General features: G+C 73.2%; 15 protein-coding genes. 10 read left to right on the top strand and 5 right to left on the bottom strand.

What is annotated here, in order from left to right:
* Positions 1-249: 249 nt before the first annotated feature.
* Positions 250-420 carry a hypothetical protein gene (locus WMF28_RS07835; RefSeq protein WP_437601478.1) on the bottom strand — a complete coding sequence of 57 codons (171 nt, stop codon included), beginning with the start codon at positions 418-420 and terminating at the stop codon, positions 250-252.
* Between the two features lie 259 nt (positions 421-679).
* Between WMF28_RS07835 and WMF28_RS07830 the strand changes: the two genes are divergently transcribed.
* The 9 genes from WMF28_RS07830 (at position 680) to WMF28_RS07790 (ending at position 15,647) form a co-directional block, all read left to right on the top strand.
* On the top strand, positions 680-4,957 hold the full coding sequence (locus WMF28_RS07830) for a HEAT repeat domain-containing protein (protein ID WP_437601477.1): 4,278 nt from the start codon (positions 680-682) through the stop codon (positions 4,955-4,957).
* The gene (locus WMF28_RS07825; RefSeq protein WP_437601476.1) at positions 4,954-5,544 is read left to right on the top strand and encodes a hypothetical protein; all 591 of its coding nucleotides are present in this window, start codon (positions 4,954-4,956) and stop codon (positions 5,542-5,544) included. The genes WMF28_RS07830 and WMF28_RS07825 overlap by 4 nt, the downstream gene beginning before the upstream one ends.
* Positions 5,532-6,605 carry a tRNA (adenosine(37)-N6)-threonylcarbamoyltransferase complex transferase subunit TsaD gene (tsaD, locus tag WMF28_RS07820; RefSeq protein WP_437601475.1) on the top strand — a complete coding sequence of 358 codons (1,074 nt, stop codon included), beginning with the start codon at positions 5,532-5,534 and terminating at the stop codon, positions 6,603-6,605. The genes WMF28_RS07825 and tsaD overlap by 13 nt, the downstream gene beginning before the upstream one ends.
* Before the next feature lie 295 nt (positions 6,606-6,900).
* Positions 6,901-7,920: a hypothetical protein gene (locus WMF28_RS07815; protein ID WP_437601474.1), complete on the top strand. Its 1,020-nt coding sequence runs from the start codon at positions 6,901-6,903 to the stop codon at positions 7,918-7,920.
* On the top strand, positions 7,910-9,769 hold the full coding sequence (locus tag WMF28_RS07810) for a hypothetical protein (RefSeq protein WP_437601473.1): 1,860 nt from the start codon (positions 7,910-7,912) through the stop codon (positions 9,767-9,769). Before WMF28_RS07815 ends, WMF28_RS07810 begins: the two co-directional genes overlap by 11 nt.
* A gap of 2 nt (positions 9,770-9,771) precedes the next feature.
* Positions 9,772-10,875, top strand: a complete 1,104-nt coding sequence (locus tag WMF28_RS07805) for a PEGA domain-containing protein (RefSeq protein WP_437601472.1) — start codon at positions 9,772-9,774, stop codon at positions 10,873-10,875.
* An 11-nt stretch (positions 10,876-10,886) separates the two neighbouring features.
* Positions 10,887-12,512, top strand: coding sequence for a hypothetical protein (locus WMF28_RS07800; RefSeq protein WP_437601471.1), 1,626 nt, complete (start codon positions 10,887-10,889; stop codon positions 12,510-12,512).
* A gap of 441 nt (positions 12,513-12,953) precedes the next feature.
* Positions 12,954-13,892 carry a PEGA domain-containing protein gene (locus WMF28_RS07795; protein WP_437601470.1) on the top strand — a complete coding sequence of 313 codons (939 nt, stop codon included), beginning with the start codon at positions 12,954-12,956 and terminating at the stop codon, positions 13,890-13,892.
* Between the two features lie 36 nt (positions 13,893-13,928).
* Positions 13,929-15,647, top strand: a complete 1,719-nt coding sequence (locus WMF28_RS07790) for a PGRS family protein (RefSeq protein WP_437601469.1) — start codon at positions 13,929-13,931, stop codon at positions 15,645-15,647.
* Between the two features lie 560 nt (positions 15,648-16,207).
* On the opposite strand, the gene WMF28_RS07785 is transcribed toward WMF28_RS07790, so the two are convergent.
* The 4 genes from WMF28_RS07785 to WMF28_RS07770 all read right to left on the bottom strand — a co-directional run bounded on the left by WMF28_RS07785 (position 16,208) and on the right by WMF28_RS07770 (position 24,002).
* Positions 16,208-17,560, bottom strand: coding sequence for a serine/threonine-protein kinase (locus tag WMF28_RS07785; RefSeq protein WP_437601468.1), 1,353 nt, complete (start codon positions 17,558-17,560; stop codon positions 16,208-16,210).
* Positions 17,561-17,656: 96 nt separating this feature from the next.
* Complete coding sequence (locus WMF28_RS07780; RefSeq protein ID WP_437601467.1) at positions 17,657-19,636, bottom strand: protein kinase domain-containing protein; 1,980 nt, start codon at positions 19,634-19,636, stop codon at positions 17,657-17,659.
* A 76-nt stretch (positions 19,637-19,712) separates the two neighbouring features.
* Positions 19,713-21,194 (bottom strand): protein kinase domain-containing protein, encoded by a 1,482-nt coding sequence (locus tag WMF28_RS07775; protein WP_437601466.1) that lies wholly within the window; start codon positions 21,192-21,194, stop codon positions 19,713-19,715.
* A gap of 267 nt (positions 21,195-21,461) precedes the next feature.
* Complete coding sequence (locus WMF28_RS07770) at positions 21,462-24,002, bottom strand: protein kinase domain-containing protein (protein WP_437601465.1); 2,541 nt, start codon at positions 24,000-24,002, stop codon at positions 21,462-21,464.
* A 376-nt stretch (positions 24,003-24,378) separates the two neighbouring features.
* Here WMF28_RS07770 and WMF28_RS07765 point away from each other — a divergent pair, with 376 nt between their 5' ends.
* A complete protein-coding gene (locus WMF28_RS07765) occupies positions 24,379-24,720 on the top strand; it encodes a cupin domain-containing protein (protein WP_437604226.1) in 342 nt (113 codons plus the stop codon).
* Positions 24,721-24,741: the final 21 nt, after the last annotated feature.

Genomic DNA, 24,741 nt, shown 5'->3' with positions numbered 1-24,741 from the left:
AGCCGCAGCGCTCGCCAGTGCGGTGCGTCGGAACCCATCGCAGTGGCCGAGGATATCCAGAACCGTACCGCTTCCAGGCAGCAATTTATCTTGTAAGCAAGGCAACCGTTGCGAGGTGCCGGGGAAGGTTTGTCGCGGGCCGATGGAAAGGTGTACAGGACATTGTGCTCCGTACCACAACGCGTGTCCGGAGCGGTCATTCCCGCGAGCGTCCGTCCTCGGCTCCCGAGAGGGCCTCATCGACCGGCCTCACCCTGGCGCGCTTTCCGTCGAAGGCTGCCCCAGCGCGTGCGCGGGCGCGGCGCCGGCAGGGCCCAGGATGAAGCCGTGATGGGGCTTGTCCGGCTCCCGGCCGGCGGGGTCCTGACAGGACATCACCGTGACGACGAGAAAGAGGTTGTCCTCGAGGGCGGCAGACAAGAAGTTCCCGAATCAACGCGTCACGTCATTGAAGACGTCGTTCAGATGCCGGACTGGATGGGCGTGTCGTACTCGTCCGCTCCGCGCACGGGGCTGTCTCCGCCCGCGCCCTGCGGGTAAAGCGCTCCGCCGGGACGGCACGAGGCGCCTGCCGAGCTCACCCGCCCGGCGCGCCGCGGCGCCTGGACCGCGCCCCTTCCTGGAGGCGCCGCCGCCGCTCCGCGTGGCCCGCCGCGCACCGCCGGTCTACCCTACCCCCGTGCGATCCCTTGTTCTGGCCGGCTGCCTCGCGGTCGTGATCCCCGCAGCCGCGACGCTCGCGGCCCCGCACGCCGCGGCCGCGGATTTCGATCCCTCCGGCCGCGGCAAGCGGCCCAGGCCCAAGGCCCCGAAGCCCGGCGGCGGCAAGCCGGGCCCCGCCGCGCGGCCGCAGCCCGGACCGCGGCCGCAGCCCGGACCGCGGCCGCAGGCGAAGCCCGAGGCAGGCGAGAGCGGCGACGCGAAGCGGGGCGGGCCGTCGAGCGACGCGCTGATCGCTCGCTACACGGCCATCGTCATGAGCCAGCCGAGCGCGCCCTTCCCCCTCCAGCGCCTCGCCCAGCTCTACCGCGAGCGCGACGGGAACCTGAAGAAGCTCGTCGAGGAGTTCGAGCGCCGCGCCGCGCAGCCCGGCGAAGGCGCCTGGGCCTCCAAGGTGGTGCTCGCCGGCATCTACAAGCAGGACGGGCGCTACGACGACGCCATCAAGACGTACGAGGCCGCCATCGCGGACCGGCCGGCGGACCCGGCGGCGATGATGGCGCTCGCCCAGCTCGAGGCGGACCGCGGCGACAAGGCCCGCGCGCGGGCGCACTACGAGAAGGCGCTGCCGCTGCTCAAGGTCACCGCGGACGTCGAGCAGACCCGGCGCACGCTGCTCGCGCTCTGCCTCGACCTCTCGGACTTCGACGCGGCGAAGGCGCAGCACGACGCGCTCATGAAGAACGCGCAGGGCTCGCTCTTCGTGAAGGCGGAGCTCGGGCGCGAGCTCTCCGCGCGCGGGCATCACGCGCGCGCCGAGGCCGAGTTCCGCGAGCTCGTGAAGGCCGCGACCGGCGACAACCGGGCGCTCGCGCCGGCGCTGCGCGACCTCGGGCAGGCGCTCGCCAGGCAGAAGAAGATGGACGAGGCGCTCGCCGTGCTGAAGCGGGCGCTCGCCATCGCCGGCAACGCGGCGGGGGTGCGGGCCGAGATCCTCCTCATCCTGACCGACGCGTTCCGCGCCGAGGGGAAGCTCGCGGAGCTCATCACCCTCCTCGAGGCCGAGAAGGGGCAGGACTTCCAGCGGCTCTCGACCCTGGGCGCGCTGTACGAGGAGACCGGCGACGTCGACAAGGCGATCGCGATCTACAGGAGGGCGCTCGCGCTCGACGGCAAGCACATCGACACGCGGCTCCGGCTCGTCCACCTGCTCCAGACCGCCGGCGAGCTCGACACCGCGATCCGCGAGTACGAGCTCCTGATCAAGGCGGCCCCGAACAACGCCGACTTCGTGTTCGAGCTGTGCGAGACGCTCATCCAGCGGGGCGATCGGCCCAAGGCGCTCGCGCTGCTCACCCAGCTCGAGGGGCGCGTCGCGGACGAGCCCGAGACGCTCGCGGCCGTCGCCGACTTCTACGAGCGGGTCGAGGAGAAGGACCGTGCCCTCAAGGTGCTCCAGCGGCTCGCCGGGGCCGCGGGCGGCGATCCGAGCCACCTCGTCGACCTGGGCGATCGGTACTTCCAGGCGGGCGACAAGAAGAAGGCGCTGGAGACCTGGGCGCGCATCAAGCAGGTCGTGCCGAGCCGGGCGCGCGCCGCGGCCACCCTCGGCGAGGTGTACCTCGACCACGACATGGCGGCCGAGGCGCTCGCCGCGCTCCGGGAGGCCGCGCAGCTCGAGCCCGCGAACGCCCGCTACAAGAAGGCGCTGGCGATCGCGCTGGAGCGCACCGCGAGCTCGCTCGGCAACGCCGCGCCGCGCTACGCGGAGGCGCGCGGGCTCTGGGAGCAGCTGCTCGCCGGCGCGGGCAACGACAAGCTGCTCGCGCGCGAGGCGCGCACCCACATCGTCAGCCTCTGGTCGCTCACCCACGAGCTGCCGAGCCGCGTCGGGCCGCTCGGCGCGCGCTTCAACGCGACCCCGCCCGACCTGGAGGCGGGGCGGCTGCTCGCCGAGGTGCAGCGCAAGCTGCACCGGCTGCCCGACGCCGAGGCCACGCTCCGGAGGCTCGTCCAGGCCGCGCCGGGCGACGAGGACTCGCTCCTCGCGCTGGAGCGCGTGCTCGTGCTCCAGCAGAACCTCCTCGGCGCCATCGACGTGCTGGGCAAGCTCGTCGAGGTGAACCCGAAGCGGGCCCGCGAGTTCTACCAGCGCATGGCGCAGTACGCCGCGGAGCTCTACCGCGACGACGACGCGATCCGGTACGCCGCGCGCGCGGTCGAGCTGTCGCCCGAGGACGCGGGCGGTCACCAGAAGCTCGGCGACATGTACCGGAGGCGGCAGGATTTCCCGCGCGCCATCGCCGAGTACCGGCAGGCGCTCGCGAAGAACGACCGGCTGTTCCCCGTCTACTTCGACCTGGCCGAGCTGCTGCTCACCGCGGGGCAGGCCGACGAGGCCGACCGGCTCTTCCGGCGGGTGGTGCGGGCGTCGAACGACGAGGAGCTCGTCGCGCGCGCGGCGCGGATGTCGATGCAGGTGAACCTCGGCAGGAGCTCGCTCGAGGTGCTCGAGCGCGAGCTCCTGCCGGTCGCGGTCGGCAACCCGCAGAGGCCGCTCTACCGGCGGCTGCTCGTGGAGCTGTACGGGGCGATGACCTTCCCCCTGATGCAGAAGGTCCGCGCCGAGGACCGCGCGGCGAGCGCGCCCGCGCGCGCCGAGCTCGCGAAGATCGGCGCGCGCGCGGTGAAGCCGCTGCTCGACGCGCTCGCCGACGAGAAGGAGTCGCAGCAGAAGATCGCGATCGAGGTGCTGGCCTACGTCGAGAACAAGAGCGCCGGGCCGGCGCTCTACAACTTCGCGATCGGGCAGGCGGACAAGGGCCTGCGCGCCCGCGCGATGATCGCGTGCGGCGCGCTGCGCGACCCGGCGATGCTGCAGCGCTACGAGCAGATGCTCGCGCCGAGGGACGCGGCCGCGAGCGTGCTGCCGAACGACGCGGTCGCGGTCGCGGCCACCTGGGGCGTGGCCCGGCTCGCGGCGGGCGGCGGCCGGCCCGCGGCGGCGAAGGCCGAGGCGCTGCTCGCGCGGCTCCTGTCGTCGCCGGCGCCGGAGGTGCGGGCCATCGCGGCGATCGGCCTCGGGCTGACGCACGACCGGAAGCACGCGGCGGCGCTGTCCGCGGTCGCGCGGGCGCCCGAGGCCGGCTCCATGCCGCGCGCGGCCGCGGTCCGCGCGCTGGGCGAGCTCGGGGGCGGCGGCGAGGGGCCCGCGCTGTTCATGTCGCTCGCCGACTCCAGCGAGCCGGAGCTCCGCCGCGCGGCGCTGATCACGCTCGCGCGGCTCGGCGGCGGCGGCGCCTCGAAGGGCGGCGGCGGCCCCGGCGAGGCCGACGCGTCCGCCTCGGCGGGGGCCGCCCAGGCGATCGCGGCCGGCGCGTTCTCGTCGGACGAGGGGCTGCGCGCCGCCGCGGTGTCGGCGGCGGTCGCGCTCACGCGGCGGGAGTACCCGCGCGCGCGCGAGCCGCTGCCCGTACCGGACGGGGCGCTGACGGTGAAGGACGTGCTCGCGGGGCTCGATCCGGATCCGCCCGGCCCGGAGGACCGCGCGGCGGCGCTCGTGGCGCTCGGCCCGGCGCTCCAGAAGGCGGCGGTCGCCGCGGTCGCGACGTCGCCGGAGCGGGCGCTTGTCGTGGCGGACGCGATCCTGTCGCGCGGCGTGGGCGTGCCCGGCGAGGCGGGCGGCGAACGCGGCGCCGCCGGGGGCGGGGCGGCGCTCGGGCTCGCGCCGTTCACGGAGGCGCGCGCGGAGCTCGCCCCGGAGCTGAAGCGGCAGGTGGAGGCGGCGGTGGAGGGGGTCGCGGCCGCGGTCGTGAGCGGGTTCGTGGCGCTCGTGCGGCACCCGGCGATCGAGGTGCGCACGCGCGCGGTGGAGCTGCTCGCGACCCGGCCCGAGCCCGAGGCGCAGGCCGCGGTGGTCGACGCGCTCGGCGATCCGGAGGAGAGCGTGCGGCGGGCGGCGCTCGCGGCGCTCGGCGCGGTCCGGCACGGGGCGACGATCGCGGCCGTCTCGGAGCTCCTGCGGACCTCGCCCAGCTGGCCGCTCCGCGTGCGCGCGGCGGAGGCCCTGGGTCGGCTGGGCGCGCCGGCCGGCGGCGGGTCGGGTCAGGTCGCCGGGACGCTCGGCGCCGCGGCCCGCTCCGACGCGTACGCCCTGGTGCGCGAGGCGGCGGCGCGCGCCCTCGCCTCGGCGGATCGCGCGGCGGCGGCGCCGGTGCTGCAGCAGCTCGCGGCGCGCGACCCCGAGCCGCGCGTGCGCCAGGCCGCGGCCGAGCTGCTGCGGAGCGCCGCGCCTTGAGCTGCGCCGCTCTGCCCGGGCCGCGGCGCGGCGCGCTGCGGCTCGCGCCGCTCGCCCTGGCCGGCTCCCTGAGCGCGGGCGCGGCGGCCGGCTGCGACGACGTGAGCCGGTTCTCGACGGCCGACGGCGAGGCCTACTGCGGCGCGATCACGCTGGGCGGCGCGTTCCGCGCGGGCCTGAGCCCGCGGGTGCAGATGCGGCTGTCGCTCGACGCGGACGCGCTCGACGGGCCCGAGCCGCCGGGCGCGCTGTGGACCTACGAGGCGCCCGACGGGGCCGCGCCGGAGCGGCGCCTCCTCGACGGGGCGTCGCTGCGGCCGATCGGCGCGCTCGCCCACGATCCGCTCTCGCGGCTGGAGCTCGGCGAGGGCCGGGAGCGCAACGCGATCTACGCTGTCAGCGCGTCGGATCCGGCGGCGGAGCCGCTGCTCGCGATCCTGTCGCTGCGCACGGACGGGTCGGTCGAGGTCCGCCTGCTCCGGCCGGGCCGGGAGCCGCTCGCGTCGGGCGAGGCGCCGGAGGAGGGACAGCGGCAGGTGTTCGGCAACTTCAGGCTGACGCGGCGGACGGGAACATGCGGGTTCTAGGGATCGAGACATCGTGCGATGAGACGGCGGCGGCGGTGGTGACCGAGGGGGGCGACGTCCTCTCGGACGTCGTGCGCAGCCAGGTGGCGCTGCACGCGCCGTACGGGGGCGTCGTGCCCGAGATCGCGGCGCGCGATCACGCGCGCGCGGTGGTCCCGGTGGTGCGCGAGGCGCTGGCGCGCGCGGGCATGACGGCGGCGGACCTCGACGGCGTCGCGGTGACGTCGCGGCCGGGCCTCGCGGGGGCGCTGCTCGTCGGCCTGCAGGCCGCGAAGGGGCTCGCGTGGGCGGCGGGCAAGCCGCTCGTCGGCGTCGATCACCTCGTGGGGCACCTGCTCGCGGTGTTCCTGCGGCGGGACGGCGCGCCTCTGCTGCCCTCGCCGGAGCCGCGGCCGTCGTTCCCGTACGTCGCGCTGCTCGCCTCGGGCGGGCACACGGCGATCTACCGGGTGGACGGGCCTGCGATCGGCGCGATCCGCGAGCTCGGCGCGACGCGCGACGACGCGGCGGGCGAGGCGTTCGACAAGGTGGCGAAGCTGCTCGGCCTCGGGTATCCGGGCGGCCCGGTGGTCGACCGGCTCGCGGCCACGGGGGACGCGGCGGCCGCGGCGGAGGCGGTGCCGGCGCTGATGGCGCGGAAGGAGTCGCTCGAGTTCAGCTTCTCGGGCATCAAGAGCTCTGTGGCGCGCCACGTGGCGAAGCGGGGGCGGCCGGAGGGGCAGGCGCTCCACGACCTGTGCGCGGCGTTCCAGGGCGCGGTGGTCGACGCGCTCGTGCAGAAGACCGTGCGGGCCGCGCGGGTGGAGGGCGTCGAGCGGGTGGTCCTCGGGGGGGGCGTCGCGGCGAACCGGGGCCTCCGGGCGAAGATGGCGGCGGCGTGCGAGCGGCGCGGGCTTGCCCTGTTCGTCCCGCCGTTCGCGAGCTGCACGGACAACGGGGCGATGATCGCCTATGCGGGCGCGCAGCGGCTCGCGGCCGGGGAGCGGGACGCGCTGGATCTCGCGCCGGAGACGAGGACGGCGCTGCCGCGGGTGACCCGGAAGGGCGGCGGCGCGAGGTGAGCGGGGCGGGCCGGTAGCGGGACGTCGCGGGGAGCGGGCTGCGGCGACGAGGGCGCGGGGCACTCGCACGTGGGGCGTGGGGCACTCGTACGTGGGGCGTGGGGCCGCGTGTGGGGCGGTGACGGGCGGTGAATGAGCGGCTCGTGCCGAGGATTACCTCGCACTTGTCCGCTGCGGCGAGCCGTGGTCTGATGAGAGCTCAGGACTCAGGCCGGCCCGCGCTGACCGTTTTTCCGGCCGCACGGGACAGGACAGCTTGGGAGAGCCGCCCGGCGGGGCGCGAGGGTTGTGAGCCATGCAGGTTGTTCTACCGATTGTGCTCGGGTTGATTGCGGTGGCGTGCGGCGCGGGCGCCGTGTTCCTGCTGATGCAGGTGATGCCGTTGAAGCGGCAGCTGAAGGACGCGAACCAGCACATCGAGGCGCTCCGGCAGGCCAAGGGCCAGCTGGAGCAGGTGCGGGCGCAGTACGCTCAGCTCCAGCAGTCGCTCGACATGGCGCGGAGCGAGGACCGGCAGAAGGTCGACTGGCTCGACGCTCAGCAGAAGGAGATCGACTGGTACAAGAGCGAGCTCGAGAGCCGGCCGAAGATCACGCAGAAGCGGTACAAGATCCTGACGCTTGGCATCAAGTGGACCGGCAAGACGTCGCTCACGCTCAAGTGGGCGAATCCGCTCGTGGATCTCGGCACGCTGCAGGGCACGAAGATCGAGCGTTACGAGCGGACGGTGAGCCACGTGCAGACGAAAGAGGTCTTGACGGAGCACGTGTTCGAGGTCGGCGACTGGGGCGGCGAGCACATCGTGGACGCGCAGCAGGAGCTCATCATGGAGGAGATCCACGGGCTCCTGATGGTGGTGGATCTGGCGGGCAAGGACGGGCAGAAGCTCGAGCCGTCGCGGATCCAGGAGCAGCTCCGGGAGTTTCAGCCGCAGTCGCTGCAGTTCTTCTTCAGCCCGAAGACGCTGGCGTCGTGCAAGGCGGTGGTGCTGTTCATCAACAAGTCCGATGTTCTGTCCGGGACGCCTGCCGAGGTGGAGAAGGAGGCGCGCGGGTATTACAAGCCGCTCATCGACAGCCTGGAGCGGTACAAGAACCACATCGATATCCGGGTGCTTGTCGGTTCGGCGAGCTACGGGCACAGCACGCACCATCTGTTCTCGCATTTCGTGGAGCGCATCCTCCCGAAGAACGCGTACGACCCGCAGCTGCTCCAGCGGATGAAGCAGGACATGGGGCCGAATCCGGCGCTGTCGCGGACCGCGCAGCTCCCTGCCCCGCAGATGCCGCAGCAGGTCAGGCCCAATGTACGGTAGCGAGGGCGCCTCGGGGTATGTGATCCCACGGTATCGCGCGCCTGCGGAGGCGTCGTGGTATCACGTGCTGCACGGGAACATCCCTGGGCATCAGATCGATTTCATGTACTGCCCCGAGGTGCCCCAGGGGGCGCTCACGACGACGCACTTCAGCCACCTGGCGCGGCTGATGAAGTACATCGAGCCGGCGACGGGGGCGACGCATGCGTTCGCGATCGGCAACCTGTCGCGCGACGACACGCAGCATGAGCCGGGGCACGGGGCGGTGGGGCTCATCTTCGGGTTCCGGATCGGCGGCGCGATCGATCACGCCGGGCGTGGGAACCCGCCGTTCGCGCACGGGCTCGTCGCGGTGGATCGGGACCTCGGTTACACGTCGCTCTTGGAGGCGTCGGCGACGTTTTACCGGCACGTGATGAACGCGACGGAGGTCAACTCGTCGGCGGGCATGTTCTACCGCGAGTACGCGGGCGCGGTGCGCGAGGCGCCGGAGCGGGTGGCGCACGTGCTCGAGCGGTATGTGGAGGAGTTCGGGGATCTGCCGTACCTGCGGCGGAGCAGCGCGACGTGGGACTGGGTGGCCGACGAGGGGGCGCTGCCGAAGCGCGTCGTGATCGTGCACAAGCACGATGAGCCGTTCGGCGCGATCGCGCATGCGGCGGCGAAGATCGCGATGGTGCTGTACCGGTCGAACATCAAGTGGACGTCGATCACGAGCGGGCGCGAGGCGGATATCCCGGGTGGGGTCTCGGTGCGGTTCGTGAGGGAGCGCGACATGACGATGGAGGATCGGCACGGGGTGCTGATCCGGATCGAGGACCTCGCGGAGGACGAGGGGGAGATCGCGCGCAAGGTGTTCGGGGCGCGGCCGCAGGGCGAGCCGGGGGACAACAAGCCGCAGTTCGGGGGCTGGCGCGAGCGGTACGCGGCGCAGCAGGCGGGAGGCGCGGCGCAGCTGGCGCAGACCGCTGGAGGGGCGATGCCTGCGGGGCCCGTGTCGGAGCGGGGGCGGGCGCTGTCGGCGCCGCCGGCGGCGCAGCGGCGGGTCGAGTGGGGCGAGGCGCACGCGACGGAGGGGCCGAGCGCGGGGCCGGCGTCGCAGGCGATGGGGCCGAAGGGGACGCTGGTCATCGATGCCGAGAAGCTGCTGCGGGACGCGGGGCTTGTGGAGGCTCGGCCGGGCCATGCGGTGAGCGGGGGTGTGGCCGCAGGAGGACCGGCGGTGGGCGGCGGGGGGTCGACGGCGAGGGGCTCGGCGGACGCGGCTCGGCGGGGGGCGGCGCCCTTGCCGAGCGCTGCGGGCAGGGGCGCGCCGCACGCGCCGGGGGTGCCGTCTGTCGCGGCGGGGGTGAACACGGCGGATGACGACCTCGGGGACATTCCCATCGTCGTCGAGCAGCCCCGGACATCGCGGAAGGCGCTCTGGGCGGTCGCGGGGCTCGGGTGCGCCGTCGCGGCGGGGGCTGTTGCGTGGGCCGTTGTGTCGAAGGGTCCGGGAGCGCAGCCGGCGCCGTCGCCGGCGGGGGCGCCCTCGGCGGCCCCGGAGCCGGAGCGCGGGACGCCGGGGGCGAGCGTGAAGGAGGGGGCCGAGACGGCGGCGCCGCAGGCGACGGGGGCGGCGCCGGCTGCGGGGCGAGCGGCGCAGCCGGAAGAGGCGGCGAGCGCCGAGGGGGATCCGCAGGCGAAGCCGCCTGCGTCGGCGTCGACGGCGGGCCAGCCGCGGAAGACCGGCGGCGGGAAGTCGACCTCGAAGCCGTCTGCCGCGCAGCAGCCACGCGGGAAAGAGTCAGCGCGCGAGCCAGAGGACCAGAAGCCTGTGGGCGCGATTCAACCGAAGGTAAAGTTTTGATCATGCGTCTCGCGCAGAGTGTTCCGTTGATGTGCTTCGTCGGCCTGCTGGCGGCCGCCTCGCCGAGCGAGGCGCAGCCGAGGGGCGGCGCCTCGCCGGGGGGCGCGGGGCAGGCGGGCGCTGCGGGCCAGACGGCCATCAAGGCCCCGAACGCGCCCAGCGAGGCGATGAGCGACAAGGCCAGGAAGCTCTACATGGAGGGCGTGGCCGCGTCGGAGAAGGGGCGCTGGGCTGACGCGTATGCGTCGTTCGTGGCGGCCTGGGCGCTGCAGAAGCACTACACGATCGCCGGCGGCATGGGGACGTGCGAGCTGATGCTGCAGCGGTATGTCGACGCGGCGAAGCACCTCGCGATCTACGTGCGCGAGATCGAGAAGGACGCGACGGCGACGGCGGAGGAGCGCGCGGCTGCGCTCAAGACGTTTGCGCAGGCGCGGGCGAAGGTGGGCGCGGTCCGGCTGCACGTCAACGTGGAGAACGCAGAGGTCGCCGTGGGGCAGGAGGTCGTTGGCGCCGCGCCCCTTCTGGATCCGGTGTTCCTCGAGCCGGGGGCGCATACGATCTCGGTGCGGCGGCAAGGGTACGAGCCGGCGAGCGTCGCGGTGGAGCTCAAGGCGGGGGAAGAGATCGAGCGCAGCGTCGAGCTGAAGAGCGCGCGGGCGAGCGAGCCGCCGCAGGACCAGAAGCGGGAGACGCCGTGGCAGGGGAAGGACGTGAAAGACCCAGGGCCGAACCGGACGCTGCTCATCGCTGGAGGGGCAGTCGCGGGGGTGGGCGTGGTCGCGGGGACGGTGTTCACGGTCCTCGCGCTGGGGAAGGGAGGCGACGCCGAGAACCTGCGCGATTCGGTCCGTTCCGATCGCACGCTCAAGGGGCGCTGCCCGAGCATCAAGTACCCACCGGTGTGCGCGGAGCTGAGTGATACGGTCGATCTCCAGTACACCTTCATCAATACGGCCCTCTACAGCTTCATCGTCGGCGCAGTCGGGGCGGGGACGGTGATCTACGCGCTCGTGGACCGGCCTGCCGCGCCGGCCAGTCGCATGCAGGTCGCGCCGCAGGTGGGTTGGGGCTCGGCAGGTCTTTCCTTGAGCGGCCAGTTTTGAGCGGAGGCATCGTGGACCGGGAAGTCAGCAGGGTGGGTCATCGTCTTGGTTGTCGCTTCGCGGCAACGCTTCTCCTGACCGCCGTGGCCCTGGGGATCCACGTGAGCGGGTGCATACAACCAGACGACGATAAAGACAAATTGCTCACTGGCGCATCTGGCTCCGGCGGGAACGGTGGCAACGGCGGAAGCGGCGGAAACGGTGGCAGTGGCGGAATCGACCCTCCGCCTCCGGGGTGTGACCCGGGAGCAGCAAAAGACGGTGTCGGCGACGACTGTGGGGTGTTCGTGTCCGAGGCCGGCGTCGACGGCGCGGATGGCACGAAGCAGGAGCCGCTCAAGTCGATCAGCGAAGCGATCGGCCGCGTGGTGGACAGCGAGAATCCGCGCGTCTATGTGTGCATCGGGACCTACACGGAAGCCGTCACGGTGCCCGCAGGCGTGACGATTTACGGCCGGCTCGACTGCGACGCCAATTGGATACGGGTCGATGAAGAAGGCGCAGAGACGGTCCTGACGGCGGAGCCCGGAACGGTCCCTCTCAAGATCAGCGCTGCGGGCGGAAGCGTTCGAATTGAGGACCTCCATGTCAAAGCAGAAAAGTTCGACCCGCAGGATGTCGCGATGCGTGGAACGTCGTCCATCGCGACGATCGCCGAGGGCGGCAGCATAACGCTCGTGCGCTGCACGCTTGAAGCGGACGACGCGGCGCCGGGAGCCACGGGAGCGCCCGCCGATCCGCCGGACAGCGCGATGGCTGGGAAGCCGGGCAACGCCGGCAACGCTGCATGCACGGGGGTGGTCGTGGCCCCTAACGCATCTCCACGCAAGGAGTGCCGGACCGGGGATTCCAGTGAGGAATCAAGGGGCGGATTGGGCGGGAACGGCTCGGATTCCCAAGGGCTCCCTGGCAGCAACGGTACTCCCAACGGCATAGCCAATGCCGGGGCCCGCCTGGCGAACGGAGACTGCGGCGGCGGCGGCATGGGCAAGGCGGGTGACCCCGGAGTTCCAGGCATGGGCGCCACTGGAACAGGGACAATCAGCAGCGCCGGTTATGAGGGCGCTCCTGGGGAGCCGGGCCAACTCGGGAAACCCGGCCAGGGCGGTGGCGGCGGCGCAGGTGGGAAGGGTGAGGGCGCCTGCACCGGCGCCTCAGCAGAGTTTGGCGGCGCGAGCGGCGGCTCCGGCGGGACCGGCGGCTGTGGCGGCAACGGTGGCAACGGCGGCGGAGCAGGTGGCTCCAGCATCGCCCTTCTCAGCATCGATGCAGCGCTCACCTTTCAGGACGTTCGCCTGATCGCCAGGGCCGGTGGCCATGGCGTCGCCGGAGCCTCGGGCCAGCTCGGCGGAAGCGGTGCCGACGGCGGACCCGGCGGCATGGGCATAGCGAATAGACCCCTGAGCGCCGGCTGTGCCGGTGGTACGGGCGGCGACGGCGGTCAAGGCGGAAAGGGGGGTGGCGGGCTCGGCGGGCACTCCATCGGTATTGCCTTCCGTGGGACTGCGCCGCCGACCGTCGGGGTCGAGATAGACCACGGTGCTGCTGGCGACGGCGGCGAAGGTCACAACAGCGACCCCAAATACAACGGCAAGCCTGGCGTCGCGGCCGACACGTTCGAGTTCGCCAACCCCTGACCTCCTCGTGGCGCGAGCCCCTGTCGGCGCCCCCCTCGTCCCCGGGCCGCCTGGGGCCGCCTGGGACCGCAGCGAGACGCCTCTGGCCACGAAGCCGCCACCCGCCAGACCCGGACCCGCGAGCGCCGGTTCACGACAGCACGTGAAGCCTGTCCAGGCAGCAAGGACAGCGACGATATCGCCCGTTCCGCTGGACCCCACGTCGGCAGCCCCACGATCCGCGGCGTGGCGCGGCCCGTCAAAAACCGCGGCGAGCACTCGAACCGCGGGTAAGATGGTGGCATGCGCCTCACCCCGGTGGCTCCGCTGCTCTGCTTCCTCGGCCTGCTCGCGGCCACCTCGCCGAGCGAGGCGCAACCGAAGGGCAGTGCTCCGACGGGAAACAGCGCGCAGCCGAAGCCCGGGCCTCGGCCAGGCATGCAGCGCGCGCCCGGCGAGGCCGTGAGCGACAAGGCGCGGAAGCTCTATCTCGAGGGCGTGGCCGCGTCGGAGAAGAAGCGGTGGGCGGACGCTCACGCGTCGTTCGTCGCGGCATGGGCGCTGCAAGAGCACTACACGATCCTCGGGGGAATCGGCACGTGCGAGCTGATGCTACAGCGTTACCGCGACGCTGCCGAGCACCTCGCGGTCTACGTGCGCGAGCTCGAGAAAGACGCAACCGCGACCCCGCAAGAGCGCGCCGCCGCCGCCGAGACGTTCGCGAAAGCGCGCGCGCAGGTCGGCGCGGTGATCGTCCACGCCGACGTCCCAGGAGCGGCGGTGGTGGTGGACGGCGCTGTTGTGGGAAAGACGCCGCTCCTCGATCCGGTGTTTCTGGAGCCGGGGCCGCACACGTTGGCCGTGCGGCATGATGACCATGCGCCGCAGGAAACCGCCGTGGAGGTCGCGGCGGGGAGCGAGATCCGGCGCGCCTTCGCGCTCGAAAGACCGCCGGTGAGCGCACCGCCGCCGAGTCCGGCGGCTCCGCCACGGGACGGCGCGAAGCGCTCGAACGTGGGGGTGCTCCTGGCCGGCGGCGCGGCGGCCGGTGCCGGGGTGATCGCGGGGGTGGTGTTCACGTTCGCCGCGAACGGCACCGAAAGGGCCGTGAGGAGGCAGTGGAATGCGGTCCATGCCGTCCGAGGCGGCAATGTGGATTGCACGAACCTCACCCCCGGAGATCCGGTGACGGCTTGCCAGAAGCTGAGCTCGCTGGTCGACGACAGAGACCTGTTCAGCAACCTGGCGCTGTGGAGCTTCGTCGGTGGAGGAGTCGCCGCGCTCGGGACACTCGGCTACTGGATTGCCAGCCCGTCGCGCGCGCCGGACGAGCGGCATGTGCGCGTCATTCCGCTTGTGAGCCCGGTCGGCGGGGGTATCGCCGCCGGCGGCGTTTTCTGAGTCGAGGGATCCATGAACCGACAGACCAAGAGGGCGATGCGGCTCGCCGCACACGGGGCTTCGGCGCTGATCATGGCATCGATGATCGGCGTGATGCAGACATCGAGCTGTGTCTACGATACGCCACTGGGGAACTGCGAGGACCGGCATCAAGGTTGCCTGGATGGCGCCGCAGGCGGGCCCCCGGTGGAGACGCCGGACGCGGGACCGCCGGACGCCGACCCACCGGACGCCGACCCGCCGGACGCCGACCCGCCGGACGCCGATCCGCCGGACGCCGATCCGCCGGACGCCGACCCGCCGGACGAGACGTGCGTGCCCCGCGAGAGCACCGGCGCGGTCGACGACACGTGCGGCGTGTTCGTGTCGGCGAGCCGCGCCGGCTCCGTGGGCACGGGAACGAAGGCAGCACCGTCCGGCTCGCTCCAGGAAGCCATCCACCAAGCCCAGCAGAATAAAACCGGGCGCGTCTACGCGTGCGCCGGTGCCGGTGAAGAGTTCAGCGAAGTCGTCGCGGTGCCGGGCGGCGTCACCCTCTACGGCGGGCTCGACTGCAACAACGGCTGGATCTGGGCCGGCGACGCGACCAAGACGGTGTTGACCGCAGGCGAAGGCATGATCCCGCTGACCATGGGCGGGCCATCGGGGACCGTCCGGATCGAGGACCTGCACGTCGTGACGAGGTCGACCGCGCAGCAACACAACGGCGCAGGGGTCTCGTCGATCGCCGCCGTCGCGCACGGCACGGCCGTGGAGCTCGTGCGCTGCGAGCTGGAGGCCGGAGATGCAGCGCCGGGCGCGGATGGCGCGACCTTCACGGAGCCGGCCATTCCAGGCGTACCAGGGTACACGGGAAGCCCCGGATGTACCCGCACGGATGGTGAGCGCGTCCCCGGCGGAGCCACCGCGATGAATCGGTGCGGCACCCCCGACGATCCGACCGATGATTCGACCGGTGGATACGGCGGATGGAGCTGGCCTGCGATGGGTGGCCCCGGGGGCAACGGAACACCCCTTCTCCCGGCAAGCGGCGATGAGGAAAATGGCGGCACAGGCTGGAGCTCATCGGGCCGCTGCGCCAATGGCGCCTCGGGCAACAGCCGTCCCAGGGGTACCCCCGGCGCTGGCGCAGAGGGCCCCGGTAGCATCTCGATGACCGGCTATGCCGGCGTCCCCGGAGCCCCTGGGAGCCGTGGCGCGCCTGGACAGGGCGGTGGCGGTGGCGGCGGTGACCGAGGCGAATCGTCCGTCTCGAGAGATTATCGTTGTTTCGATAACCTCATCGAAGACCGCGCCGGCGCAGCCGGTGGCTCCGGCGGGGCTGGCGGCTGCGGCGGCCTGGGTGGCCGAGGTGGCCTCCCGGGCGGCGCCAGCATCGCGCTCCTCAGCGTCGATGCAACGCTTTCCTTCGAAGCCGTCGTCTTGAAAGCTGGCGATGGCGGCCGTGGTGGCAACGGCGGAGACGGACAGCCGGGCGGCGAGGGCGGCGCGGCCGGTCTGGGCGGAACGGTTGATCTGAACGAGTCCGATGGCCTGTACGGCGGCTGCGACGGCGGCCGAGGCGGCCGCGGCGGCGACGGCGGCAAGGGCGGCGGCGGGCAGGGCGGCCATTCTCTCGGCATCGCCTTCAACGGCACCCCGCCGCCCCTCAGCGGTATTGCCATCCAGCTCGGCGCCGCTGGCCTCGGCGGCGACGGCGACACCGGCCACCGAGGCGCCACAGGGATCGCGGCCGACACGCTCGTCTTCAACTAGACCGCCCCGATACGCCGGCCACCGCGATGAGCACCACCGACACTCCGCCGAAATCCCACCGGCTGCTGGCACACTGCAGCCCGCTGCAACGCTTGAAATCACCTCTCCGCCGCGCAATCAGCGCGGTCAGCGCACGCAACGGGCACCTCGCCGGCCTCGCAGCGCGCCTCGGGCGCCGAGCCACCCCGACCCCCGCCGCGCAGCTCGTTTCAACGCTTGCGACGGCTCACCCGTCGTCCAGGGCTCCGCTACGACGCTTGCATCAAGCGCTGCGGCCGGCGTGGAGCTCGCCCGAGCTCACCTCGCCCTGAACGCTCCGGCGCAGCGCACCGATGCGCCATGGCGCCCGGCGGAGGTCACCCATCGACCCGTCGATGCGCACCTTCGGCCCGGCGAAGTGAGCCCCCCGTTCGTCGAGATCTCACCTCGATCTTTGGCCGTCGCGCATCGGCTTTTCGACGCGGCACATCGGTTTTTCGATGCTCCCCATCGATGCCTCCCTGGGGGCAGCCGGGGCGGCGCTCGGCGCCGGCGACGCTGCCCCGGGGACCTGCGCCCGCTCAGGCGCCGCGCTCGCTCCAGCAGCGCCACCCGACACACCTTGCATCAGCGTCAGCGCGGGCTCCGGCCCTGGCACAACCGCCGGCTCTGCCCCCTCGGCCTGCGCCCCCAATCCCGCCGCGGATGCCGCCGCCTTCGGCGCCGCCGGCTCGCCCGCGACCGGCGCCGCAGCGCCGCAGCCCTGCGCTCTGCGCCCGCGGCGGCTCTCTCCGCCGCCGCCGGCCGTCCCGATCCTTCAGCAGCAGGCGCCGCTGTCGTCGCAGCGGGAGCCCTCTCCTGCTCTGCACCACCGCCGTCTTCCCGCCGCCGTTCTCCGTCGCCGGTGTCCCCGGCCGCCCGAGCGGCACCGTCGTCACCACGTCCTCCGCGCCGACCGCGCTCCCCTGCCCTCGCGCCGGAGCCACCACCGTCTCCTGATCCGCCGTGCTCCCCAGCGGCGGCCGCCCGCGCTCCCCCGTGATGTGCAGCGCCCCGCGCTCCGCCTCGCCCGCGGTCGACACGACGAACGCCGCGAGCTCCCGCGCCACCTCCTCCGCGGTCCCGAACCGCTCCTGCCGCTCCCTGCGCAGACACCGGTCGACGATCGTCACGAGCCGCTCGTCCACGCGCCGCAGATAGCGGGACACCTTCGGGATCTCCCCCGACAGGATCTGCGACAGCAGCTGCGGCCCCTCGCCCTGGAAGGGTCGCACGCCGGTCAGCATCTCGAACAGCATCACCCCGAGCGACCAGAGATCCGCCCGCGCATCGAGGTCCTCGTCCGCGCGCAGCTGCTCCGGGCTCATGTAGACCGGCGAGCCCACCACATCGAGCGTCGACGTCAACCCGCTCGCGGCCGCGAGGCTCTTCGCCACCCCGAAGTCGAGCACCTTGACCACGAAGTCGCCCACCTCGGGCGGGCGGTGCAGGAACACGTTCGCCGGCTTGAGGTCGCGGTGCACGATCTGCACGGCGTGCGCCGCGGCGAGCGCGCCCGCCACGTCGTGCGCGATCCGGGCGGCCAGCGGCGCCTCCAGACGGCGCCGCGCCTCGAGCAGCGCGGCCACGCTGTCGCCCACGAGCAGCTCCATGATGAGGCACGGCTCGCCGCCCTCGGCGCGGGCCACATCGATCACGTCGACGATGTTCGGATGCTGGAGCGCGCCGCAGGACTGCGCCTCGCGGAGGAGCCGCTTGCGCAGCGACGGATCAGGACGGGCGATCACCTTGAGCGCCACCTCGCGCCCCGTGGCCTCATTCCTCGCGGCCCAGACGACCCCCATCGCGCCCTGCCCGATCTTGCGGCTCAGGCGGTACTTCCGCGCGAGCAGCATGCCCGGAAGGAGCCTGTACGCCTCGATCGGTTCCGACATATGCCCCCCCGGGTCACGCCGTCAGCTCACCGCGGGCTTACCATCGCTCCAGCGCGACCGGAATCACGGAACGCGCGCCTCGGCGGTCGACGCCGCTCAGGGCGCGTACGGATCCCGCTTCTTCTCGTTCTCCCGCAGGCAGTTGGTCCGCATGAACCCCGTCTTTCCCGCGCAGGGATCCACCTTGGGCCGCTTGGCAGCGGGCTGCTGCGGAGGCGACGGCGCAGCCGTTTTCCCAGGCGCCTTGCCCACGGGCTGCGCGGCAACGGCGCTCCGCGGCGCAGACGGCGCCGCCGCCGCCGCCGGCGCCGCCGCCCCCGTGACGGCCGTCGCCGCTGCGGCCGGAGCGCTCGGCGCCGGTGACGCCGAGGCGTCCGCCTCCGCGTGGCCCGAGTCGCTCGCCGCGCCCGCATCCGCGTCGGCATCGCCCTCGATCGGCTCAGCCGCGGCCGGAGCTTGCGGTGCAGGCGCCGCCGGAGGAGGCAGCGTCTCAGCCGGCCGGACGACGCTGACCTCGCTCGCGACCCCGGCATCGATCGACGCGTCAGGCTCCGCGAGCACCTCGCTGCCCTCGGGCGCGCGCAGGGCGAAGAAGAGCACCGCTCCCACGAGCCCAGCGGCGAAGGCGGCCAGCAACGCCAGGATCGCGCCGGGGACCTGGACCCTCGCCGGGCGCCGCTGCTGCTCCAGCGGCGGCGGCGGCGTCGCGCGCGCTGCCCACGGCGACGGCTGCGCTCCCGCCCCGACCGCCTCCCGGCCCGGCACGAGCGGCGCGGTCGTCGAGCTCCCCGATCTGCCCGGCTCGTCCTGTCCTCGTGCCGGCGAGACGCGCGCCCCCGCGTCCGCGCCCGCCATGACCTCCGGATCGAGCTTCTGGGTCAGCTCAGCGTTCCACACCGGCTCGGCCCCGGCGCTCGCCCCCAGCGCCGGCGGCATCCCCGCCGGCACCACGCTCGCCCTCTGCGCCGGCGGCATCCCCGCCGGCACCACGCTCGCCCTCTGCGCCGGCGGCATCCCCGCCGGCACCACGCTCGCCCTCTGCGCCGGCGGCATCCCCGCCGGCACCACGCTCGCCCCCAGCGCCGGCGGCATCCCCGCCGGCACCACGCTCGCCCCCAGCGCCGGCGGCATCCCCGCCGGCGCCATCCCCGCCGGCGCCGCGTAGCCGCCTCCACCCGCGCCCCCCACGGCGGCGCCCGCCCTCCCGCCCGACCTCGCTCCCGCGGCCGTGTACCCGTCGAGGAGCTCCGCGACCTCCGCCGCCGACCCGATCCGCTCGTCCCGGTGGCGCGCCATGCACCGCGCCACGAGCTCCACGAGCCCCGGATCCACCCGACGCAAGTACCTGGAAATCTTCGGGATTTCCCCGGTCAAGATCCCGGTGAAGATCGCCCGCGCGTCCCCCTGGAACGGCCGCATGCCGGTCAGCATCTCGAACAGCACCACGCCGAGCGCCCAGAGGTCGGCGCGGTGATCGACGCTCGGATCGGCCCTCACCTGCTCCGGGCTCATGTAGAGCGGCGACCCGACCGCGCCGCCGGTCGCCGTGCGGATGCCGTCGTTCAGGGCGAGGTTCTTCGCGACCCCGAAATCGAGCACCTTCACCACCGGCTCGTCCACGTCCGGCTCGCGGTGCAGGAAGATGTTCGCCGGCTTCAGATCGCGGTGGACGATGTGCGCCGCATGCACCGCGGCGAGGCCCCTCGCCACGTCGCGCCCGATCGCCGCCGCCACGTCCGCGTCGAGCCGACGCCTGCGCTGGAGCAGCTCCGCGAGCGTCTCTCCCGCGAGCAGCTGCATCACGAGGAAGGGCTCGCCGAACTCGGTCTCGCCCATGTCGTACACGTCGATGACGTTGCCGTGCCGCAACGCCCCGCCATTCCGCCCTTCCCGCTGCAGCCGCCGCCGGAGCTCGGGATCCGGGCGGTGAATGAGCTTCAGCGCCACCTCGCGCGACGTGGACAGGTTGAGCGCCGCCCACACCACGCCCATGGAGCCCTCGCCCAGCCGCCTCACCAGCTTGTACTTCTCGGCGATCACCAGGCCGGCAGCGATGTGCGTGAAGGACTTGGACATCGAGCTCAACAGGGCTGGTCGAGGCGCCGCACCGAGGCGCGCAAGGTATCGTTATCTATCGCAGAACGAAAGGGCGTCATCGCGAGGTAACACGCGCGCCACCGCGACCTCCCGGGCTCTCCGCCCCGGCGCGCAACAGGAGGTACCCCGCGGCCATGCCGATCCCCACGAGGAGCACCGCCGCGAGCACGGCCAGCGCGATCCACGCGACCCGCGACCGGGCAAGCTCAGGCGATGATCGCTCCGGCGCGCGGAGCGGCCCGAGCGGCACGGTGACGCCCACCGGCGGCGGCGCCGGCGCGGGCACCTGCGCGACGGCTCCGGCCGCAGACGCCTGCGCAGCGCCGAACGCCTGCCGATGAACGGACGCCTCCGCCGGTGAGAGCTTGACGGTCCCGTTCTCCCCCAGCAGGGGATGGCTCGCCGTCGGCTTCCGGGGCGCCAGCGCCGCCGGGCCCCCGCCCGGAGGAGGCGCCTGCGCCGGCGATTTGCCCCCTCCGTGCGGCGATAGCGCCGGCGAGCTCCCGCGCCCGTGCGGGAGCTGCAGAGACGCCACCGACACCGGAAGCGGCGTCGTGGCCGCCGGCAATGGCCCTGGCGCCGCCCCGCCCCACGGCCCTCGCCCCGGCTGCTGCGGCACGTCGTACCGCAGGTCCGGCGACGATCCCGGCGACGAGGCGCTGCGCGGCTGCGCCGACGGCCTGACGAACGGCTCGAGGGCCGCGGCCACATCCGCCGCCGAGCGCGGCCGCTGCTCGCGATCGCGCCGGAGACACTGCGCCACAAGGGCATCGAGGCCGGGGTCGACCTGCCAGACGATCTGGGCGACCGTCGGGATCTCACCCTGCACCACGTGTCTGAGGACCTCGTCCGCCCTGCCCTGGATCGGCCGCCGGCTTGTGAGCATCTCGAACATCAACACGCCGAGCGCCCAGAGGTCGGCGCGCGTGTCGATATCGCCCTGCGCCCGCACCTGCTCCGGGCTCATGTAGGCGGGCGAGCCGATGAGGATGCCTGTCGCGGTGCGTACCTGATCGGGCCCCGCGAGGACCTTGCTCACGCCGAAGTCGAGTATCTTGACGACGTAATCGCTCTCGCCAGGCTCGGTGTGGAGAAAGATATTGGACGGTTTCAGGTCCCGGTGGATGATGCCACGCTCGTGCGCCGCGGAGAGGCCGCGCGCGATGTCACGAGCGATGCGCGAGGCCTCGGGGATCTCCAGCTTTCGCTTGCGCTTGAGCAAGGAGGAGAGCGTCTCGCCGGACAGCAGGGGCATGACCAGGAACGGATCGCCGTTCTCGGTCGCGTCAGCATCGTAGATATCAACGATGTTCCGGTGGCTCACCGCGCCGCAGGCCCGCGCCTCCCGGAGGAGCCGGACGCGGAGCTCCGGGTCGGGCCGCGCAAGCAGCTTGAGCGCCACCTCGCGCGACGTGGCCTCGTTGTGCGCGGCCCAGACGACCCCCATCGTCCCCTCGCCGATCCGACGGAGCAGCCGGTATTTGCCGCAAACGAGCGCACCTGGCGGCGGCGCGGCAGGAGGCGAGGGAGAGGGCATGGATGGGCTCGCGTTGAGGACGGGCGCAGAGACAGATCGAACGCGCTCGGAGGCGATTGTCGCAGGTGAGATAGCGTACCGTCAAGTAAAGGCACGTGCCCGGGCGGCGGCGGGGCGCAGGAGCGCGAGGTCGGGTCCGGCGCGCTCCTGCGCGGCCTGCGCTCAGCACACCGGAGCGTCACCCGCGCATCGCTTCTTGCGAGCACCGGTGCGAGCGATCGCCGTGTCAGCGCGGGAGAAGCGGCGCCAGACCCCGTAGCATCGAGCCTACTTTCTTAATTTCGCTATGCACTTTTGCTTCTCCATGAACTTGAGACCAGCGCACGGATTCGAGGGAGGTCTGGCGGTCTGCGCTGTCGCCGGCGGAGGCGAGCTCGGTACCGCGCGCGGCTTCGCGCTGCTCGCCGTCGTCGGCGTGCCGCCCGCCGCTGTGCCGGCGCCCGCCGCTGTGCCGGCGCCCGCCGCTGTGCCGGCGCCCGTCGCGCTGCCCGCGCTGTCGCTCGCGGCGGTCCCGGCGCTGTCGCTCGCGGCGGTCCCGGCGCTGCTCACCGGAGCGGCGCTCTGCGCCGCCGGCGGCTCGGACGGGGCTTTCACCGCCGAGCCCGTCGGCGCTCCCGCAGGCGGCTCCGGGAGCCGGTCGTCCTGTGGCCGAGCGCCGCCGCCCTCCGGCTTCCCCGTGTCTCTCTCCGGGGTGATCCCGGGCAGCATCGTGCTCCCGGACGGCGGCGGCGCGGCGGGCGCCGTCTCCTGCGACCGCAACGCGATGAGCATCCCCACGAGGATCAGCGACAGCGCGGCAGCCGCGATCGCCAGCGTCGCGGCCGTCCGCTTGCGCTTCAGATCGTCGCCCTGCGGCGCGGCCTCCTGAGCCCCCTGGGCCATGTACGCCCCGGTCTGATGGACCGCCGGGTGGTTCGAGACGAGCGGGGTCGTCGACGAGCTCCCCGCCTGCTGCGGCACGCCCGTGCCCGTCGTTGCGCCCGGCCTGGAGTCCGACGGCCTGGAATCCGACGGCCTGGAGTCCGAGACGCTCGCGCCCGCCTCCGGCGCGAAGTTCACCGTCGACTCCGGGATCCGGCTCGACGACGCGCCGACGCTGCCGCGGGCCGGCGCGCCCGCAAGACCGATGCCGCCCGGCCCTGCGTTTCCCTCCGGCATCGCCGGCGAGGCCATGCGCATCGTCATTCCCCAGGGCCCGCGCTCCGGGTGCGCCCCCGGCGCGGCCTGCGCCGGCGCAGCTTGCACCGGCTGCGCCCAGCTCGCGTGGGACTGCCTTGACGCGCCGGCCGGCGAAGGCAACGGCGTCAACAGCGCAGCCGCGGGATGTCCCGCCGCCGGGTGCTGCCCCGATCCCGCGCGCGGCTTGCCAGCCCCGGCCGCCTCCGCGCTCCCCCGCGTGATCGGCAGGGTCGCCACGTCCTCTTCCCACAGGGCGCGACCCGCCGACGCCGCGGCGATGTGCTGCCCTGAGCTCCCCGCGCGTCGAGGCGACGCAACCGCCGCTTGCCCCGCATACGCCACCTGGCTCGGGCCGGCCGCCTGCCCCGCAGCCACCTGCCCCGACCGCTGCGACGGCAACCCGCCCGCCCCCGGCGGCTCGTGCAACGGGATCGGAGCCCGCGGCCCCCCACCGAGCAGCGCCAGCGGCAGCGCTCCCGCGCCCGCGTCGACGCCGGCCGACCCGGGTTGCGCCACCGACCCGGGTTGCGACCCGGATTGCGCCACCGACCCGGGTTGCGCCACCGACCCGGATTGCGCCACCGACCCGGGTTGCGACCCGGATTGCGCCACCGACCCGGGTTGCGACCCGGATTGCGCCACCGACCCGGGTTGCGCCGCTCCGGCCTGCACCCCCTGCCAGCCGCCGTCCACGCCCTCGCCCGGAAGCAGCCCCTGCCCCTCCGGCGACGTCTGCCGCCACGCCGCGTCCATGCCCGAGCCGACGCCCCGCGCCGCATACCGATCGAGCTGCGCCGCGAGCTCCGCCGCCGAGCCGATCCGGTCCGCGCGGTCCCGCCGCATGCAGCGGGCGATCAGGTCGACGAGCCCCTGGTCCACCCGCCGCAGGTACTTGGACACGGTGGGGATCTCGCCCGTCAGGATCCCCATGAACACCGCCTGCGCGTCCCCCTGGAACGGCCGCATGCCGGTCAGCATCTCGAACAGCACCACGCCGAGCGCCCAGAGGTCGGCGCGGTGATCGACGTTCGGTTCGGCCCTCACCTGCTCCGGGCTCATGTAGAGCGGCGACCCCACCGCGCCGCCCAGCACCGTGTGCAGGCCGTCGTTGACCGAGAGGTTCTTCGCGACGCCGAAATCGAGCACCTTCACGACCGGCTCGTCCATGTCCGGCTCGCGGTGCAGGAAGATGTTCGCCGGCTTCAGATCGCGGTGGATGATGTGCATCGCGTGCGCCGCCGCGAGGCCCCGGGCCACGTCGCGCCCGATCGACGCCGCGACCGGCGGGTCGAGCCGGCGCCGCCGCGCGAGCAGCTCGGCCACGGTCTCCCCCGTGAGCAGCTGCATCACGAGGAACGGCTCCCCGGCCTCGGTCTCGCCCATGTCGTACACGTCGATGACGTTCCGGTGCCGCAGCGCCCCGCAGTTGCGCGCCTCGCGCTGCAACCGCAGCCGGAACTCGGTCTCGGGGCGGTGGATCAGCTTCAGCGCCACCTCGCGGGCGGTCGCCACGTTCACCGCCGACCAGACGACGCCCATGGCCCCCTCGCCGATCTGGCGCACGAGCCGGTACTTCCTGTCGATCAGCACGCCGGAGGCGAGCCATGTCGAACTCGTCGGCGATGACATCAGCGGCTTTCCGGCAGCGCGGCGCGCCCCACCCTCACGGAGCACGCCCGGACGGACGCGGCCAGCGACGCGAGGCGAGCCGAGACATGCCTCCGGCACCCCCACCGCCCAGCGCTCGCGTCGCCCGATCCCTCATGCGCCTGCTCCCGCACGACGTAACATCCGATCCCCAGGTCCACGGGACGCGCCTCCTGCGCGAGCCATCCTACAGCACTTCTCCCCGGCGCGATACGTTCTCTGCAACGGAGAACGGACGACGAAAGACGGACCCGGAATGCGGGAGAAGCCTGATTCGCTCGTGCCGGGCTCGGATCCACGATCGCCGCCCACGATTGCTGCCACACCCGGCGAACGACTCGAGGAAAGCGACGCGCACATGGGCGACACAACCATCATGAAGGTCTCCTCCGGCCGCTCCCCGAGAGGCCAGATGGGGCAAAAATACCTGGCTTCCGGGATCCAGGTCTCGATGCGACTCTGGGAGCGAGAGCTGCCGGGCGACGCCAAACAGCCCACCGTGCGCGATTACGAGACGGTGGGGTTCGTCATCGAGGGGCGAGCCGAGCTGCACATCGAGGGGCAGATGGTGCGCCTGGAGCCGGGCGACTCCTGGACCGTGCCTAAAGGCGCATCGCATTTTTACAAGATCATCGAACCTTTCACCGCGGTGGAAGCGACGAGCCCGCCAGCCAGCGTTCACGGACGCGACGAGACCTGAAGAAGCCTTCAGGCAAAGCCT

It is taken from the genome of Sorangium sp. So ce590 (genome assembly GCF_051521365.1).
In the GTDB taxonomy this organism is placed as follows: Bacteria; Myxococcota_A; Polyangia; order Polyangiales; family Polyangiaceae; genus Sorangium.
The sequence above is the reverse complement of the archived record's forward strand: the minus strand, read 5'-3'. Positions and strand labels throughout refer to the sequence as shown.

Excerpts from the sequence above, each read along its gene's own strand:
- WMF28_RS07790 (WP_437601469.1), top strand. The coding sequence starts at position 13,929 with ATGCGGCTCGCCGCACACGGGGCTTCGGCGCTGATCATGGCATCGATG.
- WMF28_RS07775 (WP_437601466.1), bottom strand. The coding sequence starts at position 21,194 with ATGCCCTCTCCCTCGCCTCCTGCCGCGCCGCCGCCAGGTGCGCTCGTT.
- tsaD (WP_437601475.1), top strand. The coding sequence starts at position 5,532 with ATGCGGGTTCTAGGGATCGAGACATCGTGCGATGAGACGGCGGCGGCG.
- WMF28_RS07785 (WP_437601468.1), bottom strand. The coding sequence starts at position 17,560 with ATGTCGGAACCGATCGAGGCGTACAGGCTCCTTCCGGGCATGCTGCTC.
- WMF28_RS07765 (WP_437604226.1), top strand. The coding sequence starts at position 24,379 with ATGGGCGACACAACCATCATGAAGGTCTCCTCCGGCCGCTCCCCGAGA.
- WMF28_RS07805 (WP_437601472.1), top strand. The coding sequence starts at position 9,772 with ATGCGTCTCGCGCAGAGTGTTCCGTTGATGTGCTTCGTCGGCCTGCTG.
- WMF28_RS07815 (WP_437601474.1), top strand. The coding sequence starts at position 6,901 with ATGCAGGTTGTTCTACCGATTGTGCTCGGGTTGATTGCGGTGGCGTGC.
- WMF28_RS07780 (WP_437601467.1), bottom strand. The coding sequence starts at position 19,636 with ATGTCCAAGTCCTTCACGCACATCGCTGCCGGCCTGGTGATCGCCGAG.
- WMF28_RS07810 (WP_437601473.1), top strand. The coding sequence starts at position 7,910 with ATGTACGGTAGCGAGGGCGCCTCGGGGTATGTGATCCCACGGTATCGC.
- WMF28_RS07770 (WP_437601465.1), bottom strand. The coding sequence starts at position 24,002 with ATGTCATCGCCGACGAGTTCGACATGGCTCGCCTCCGGCGTGCTGATC.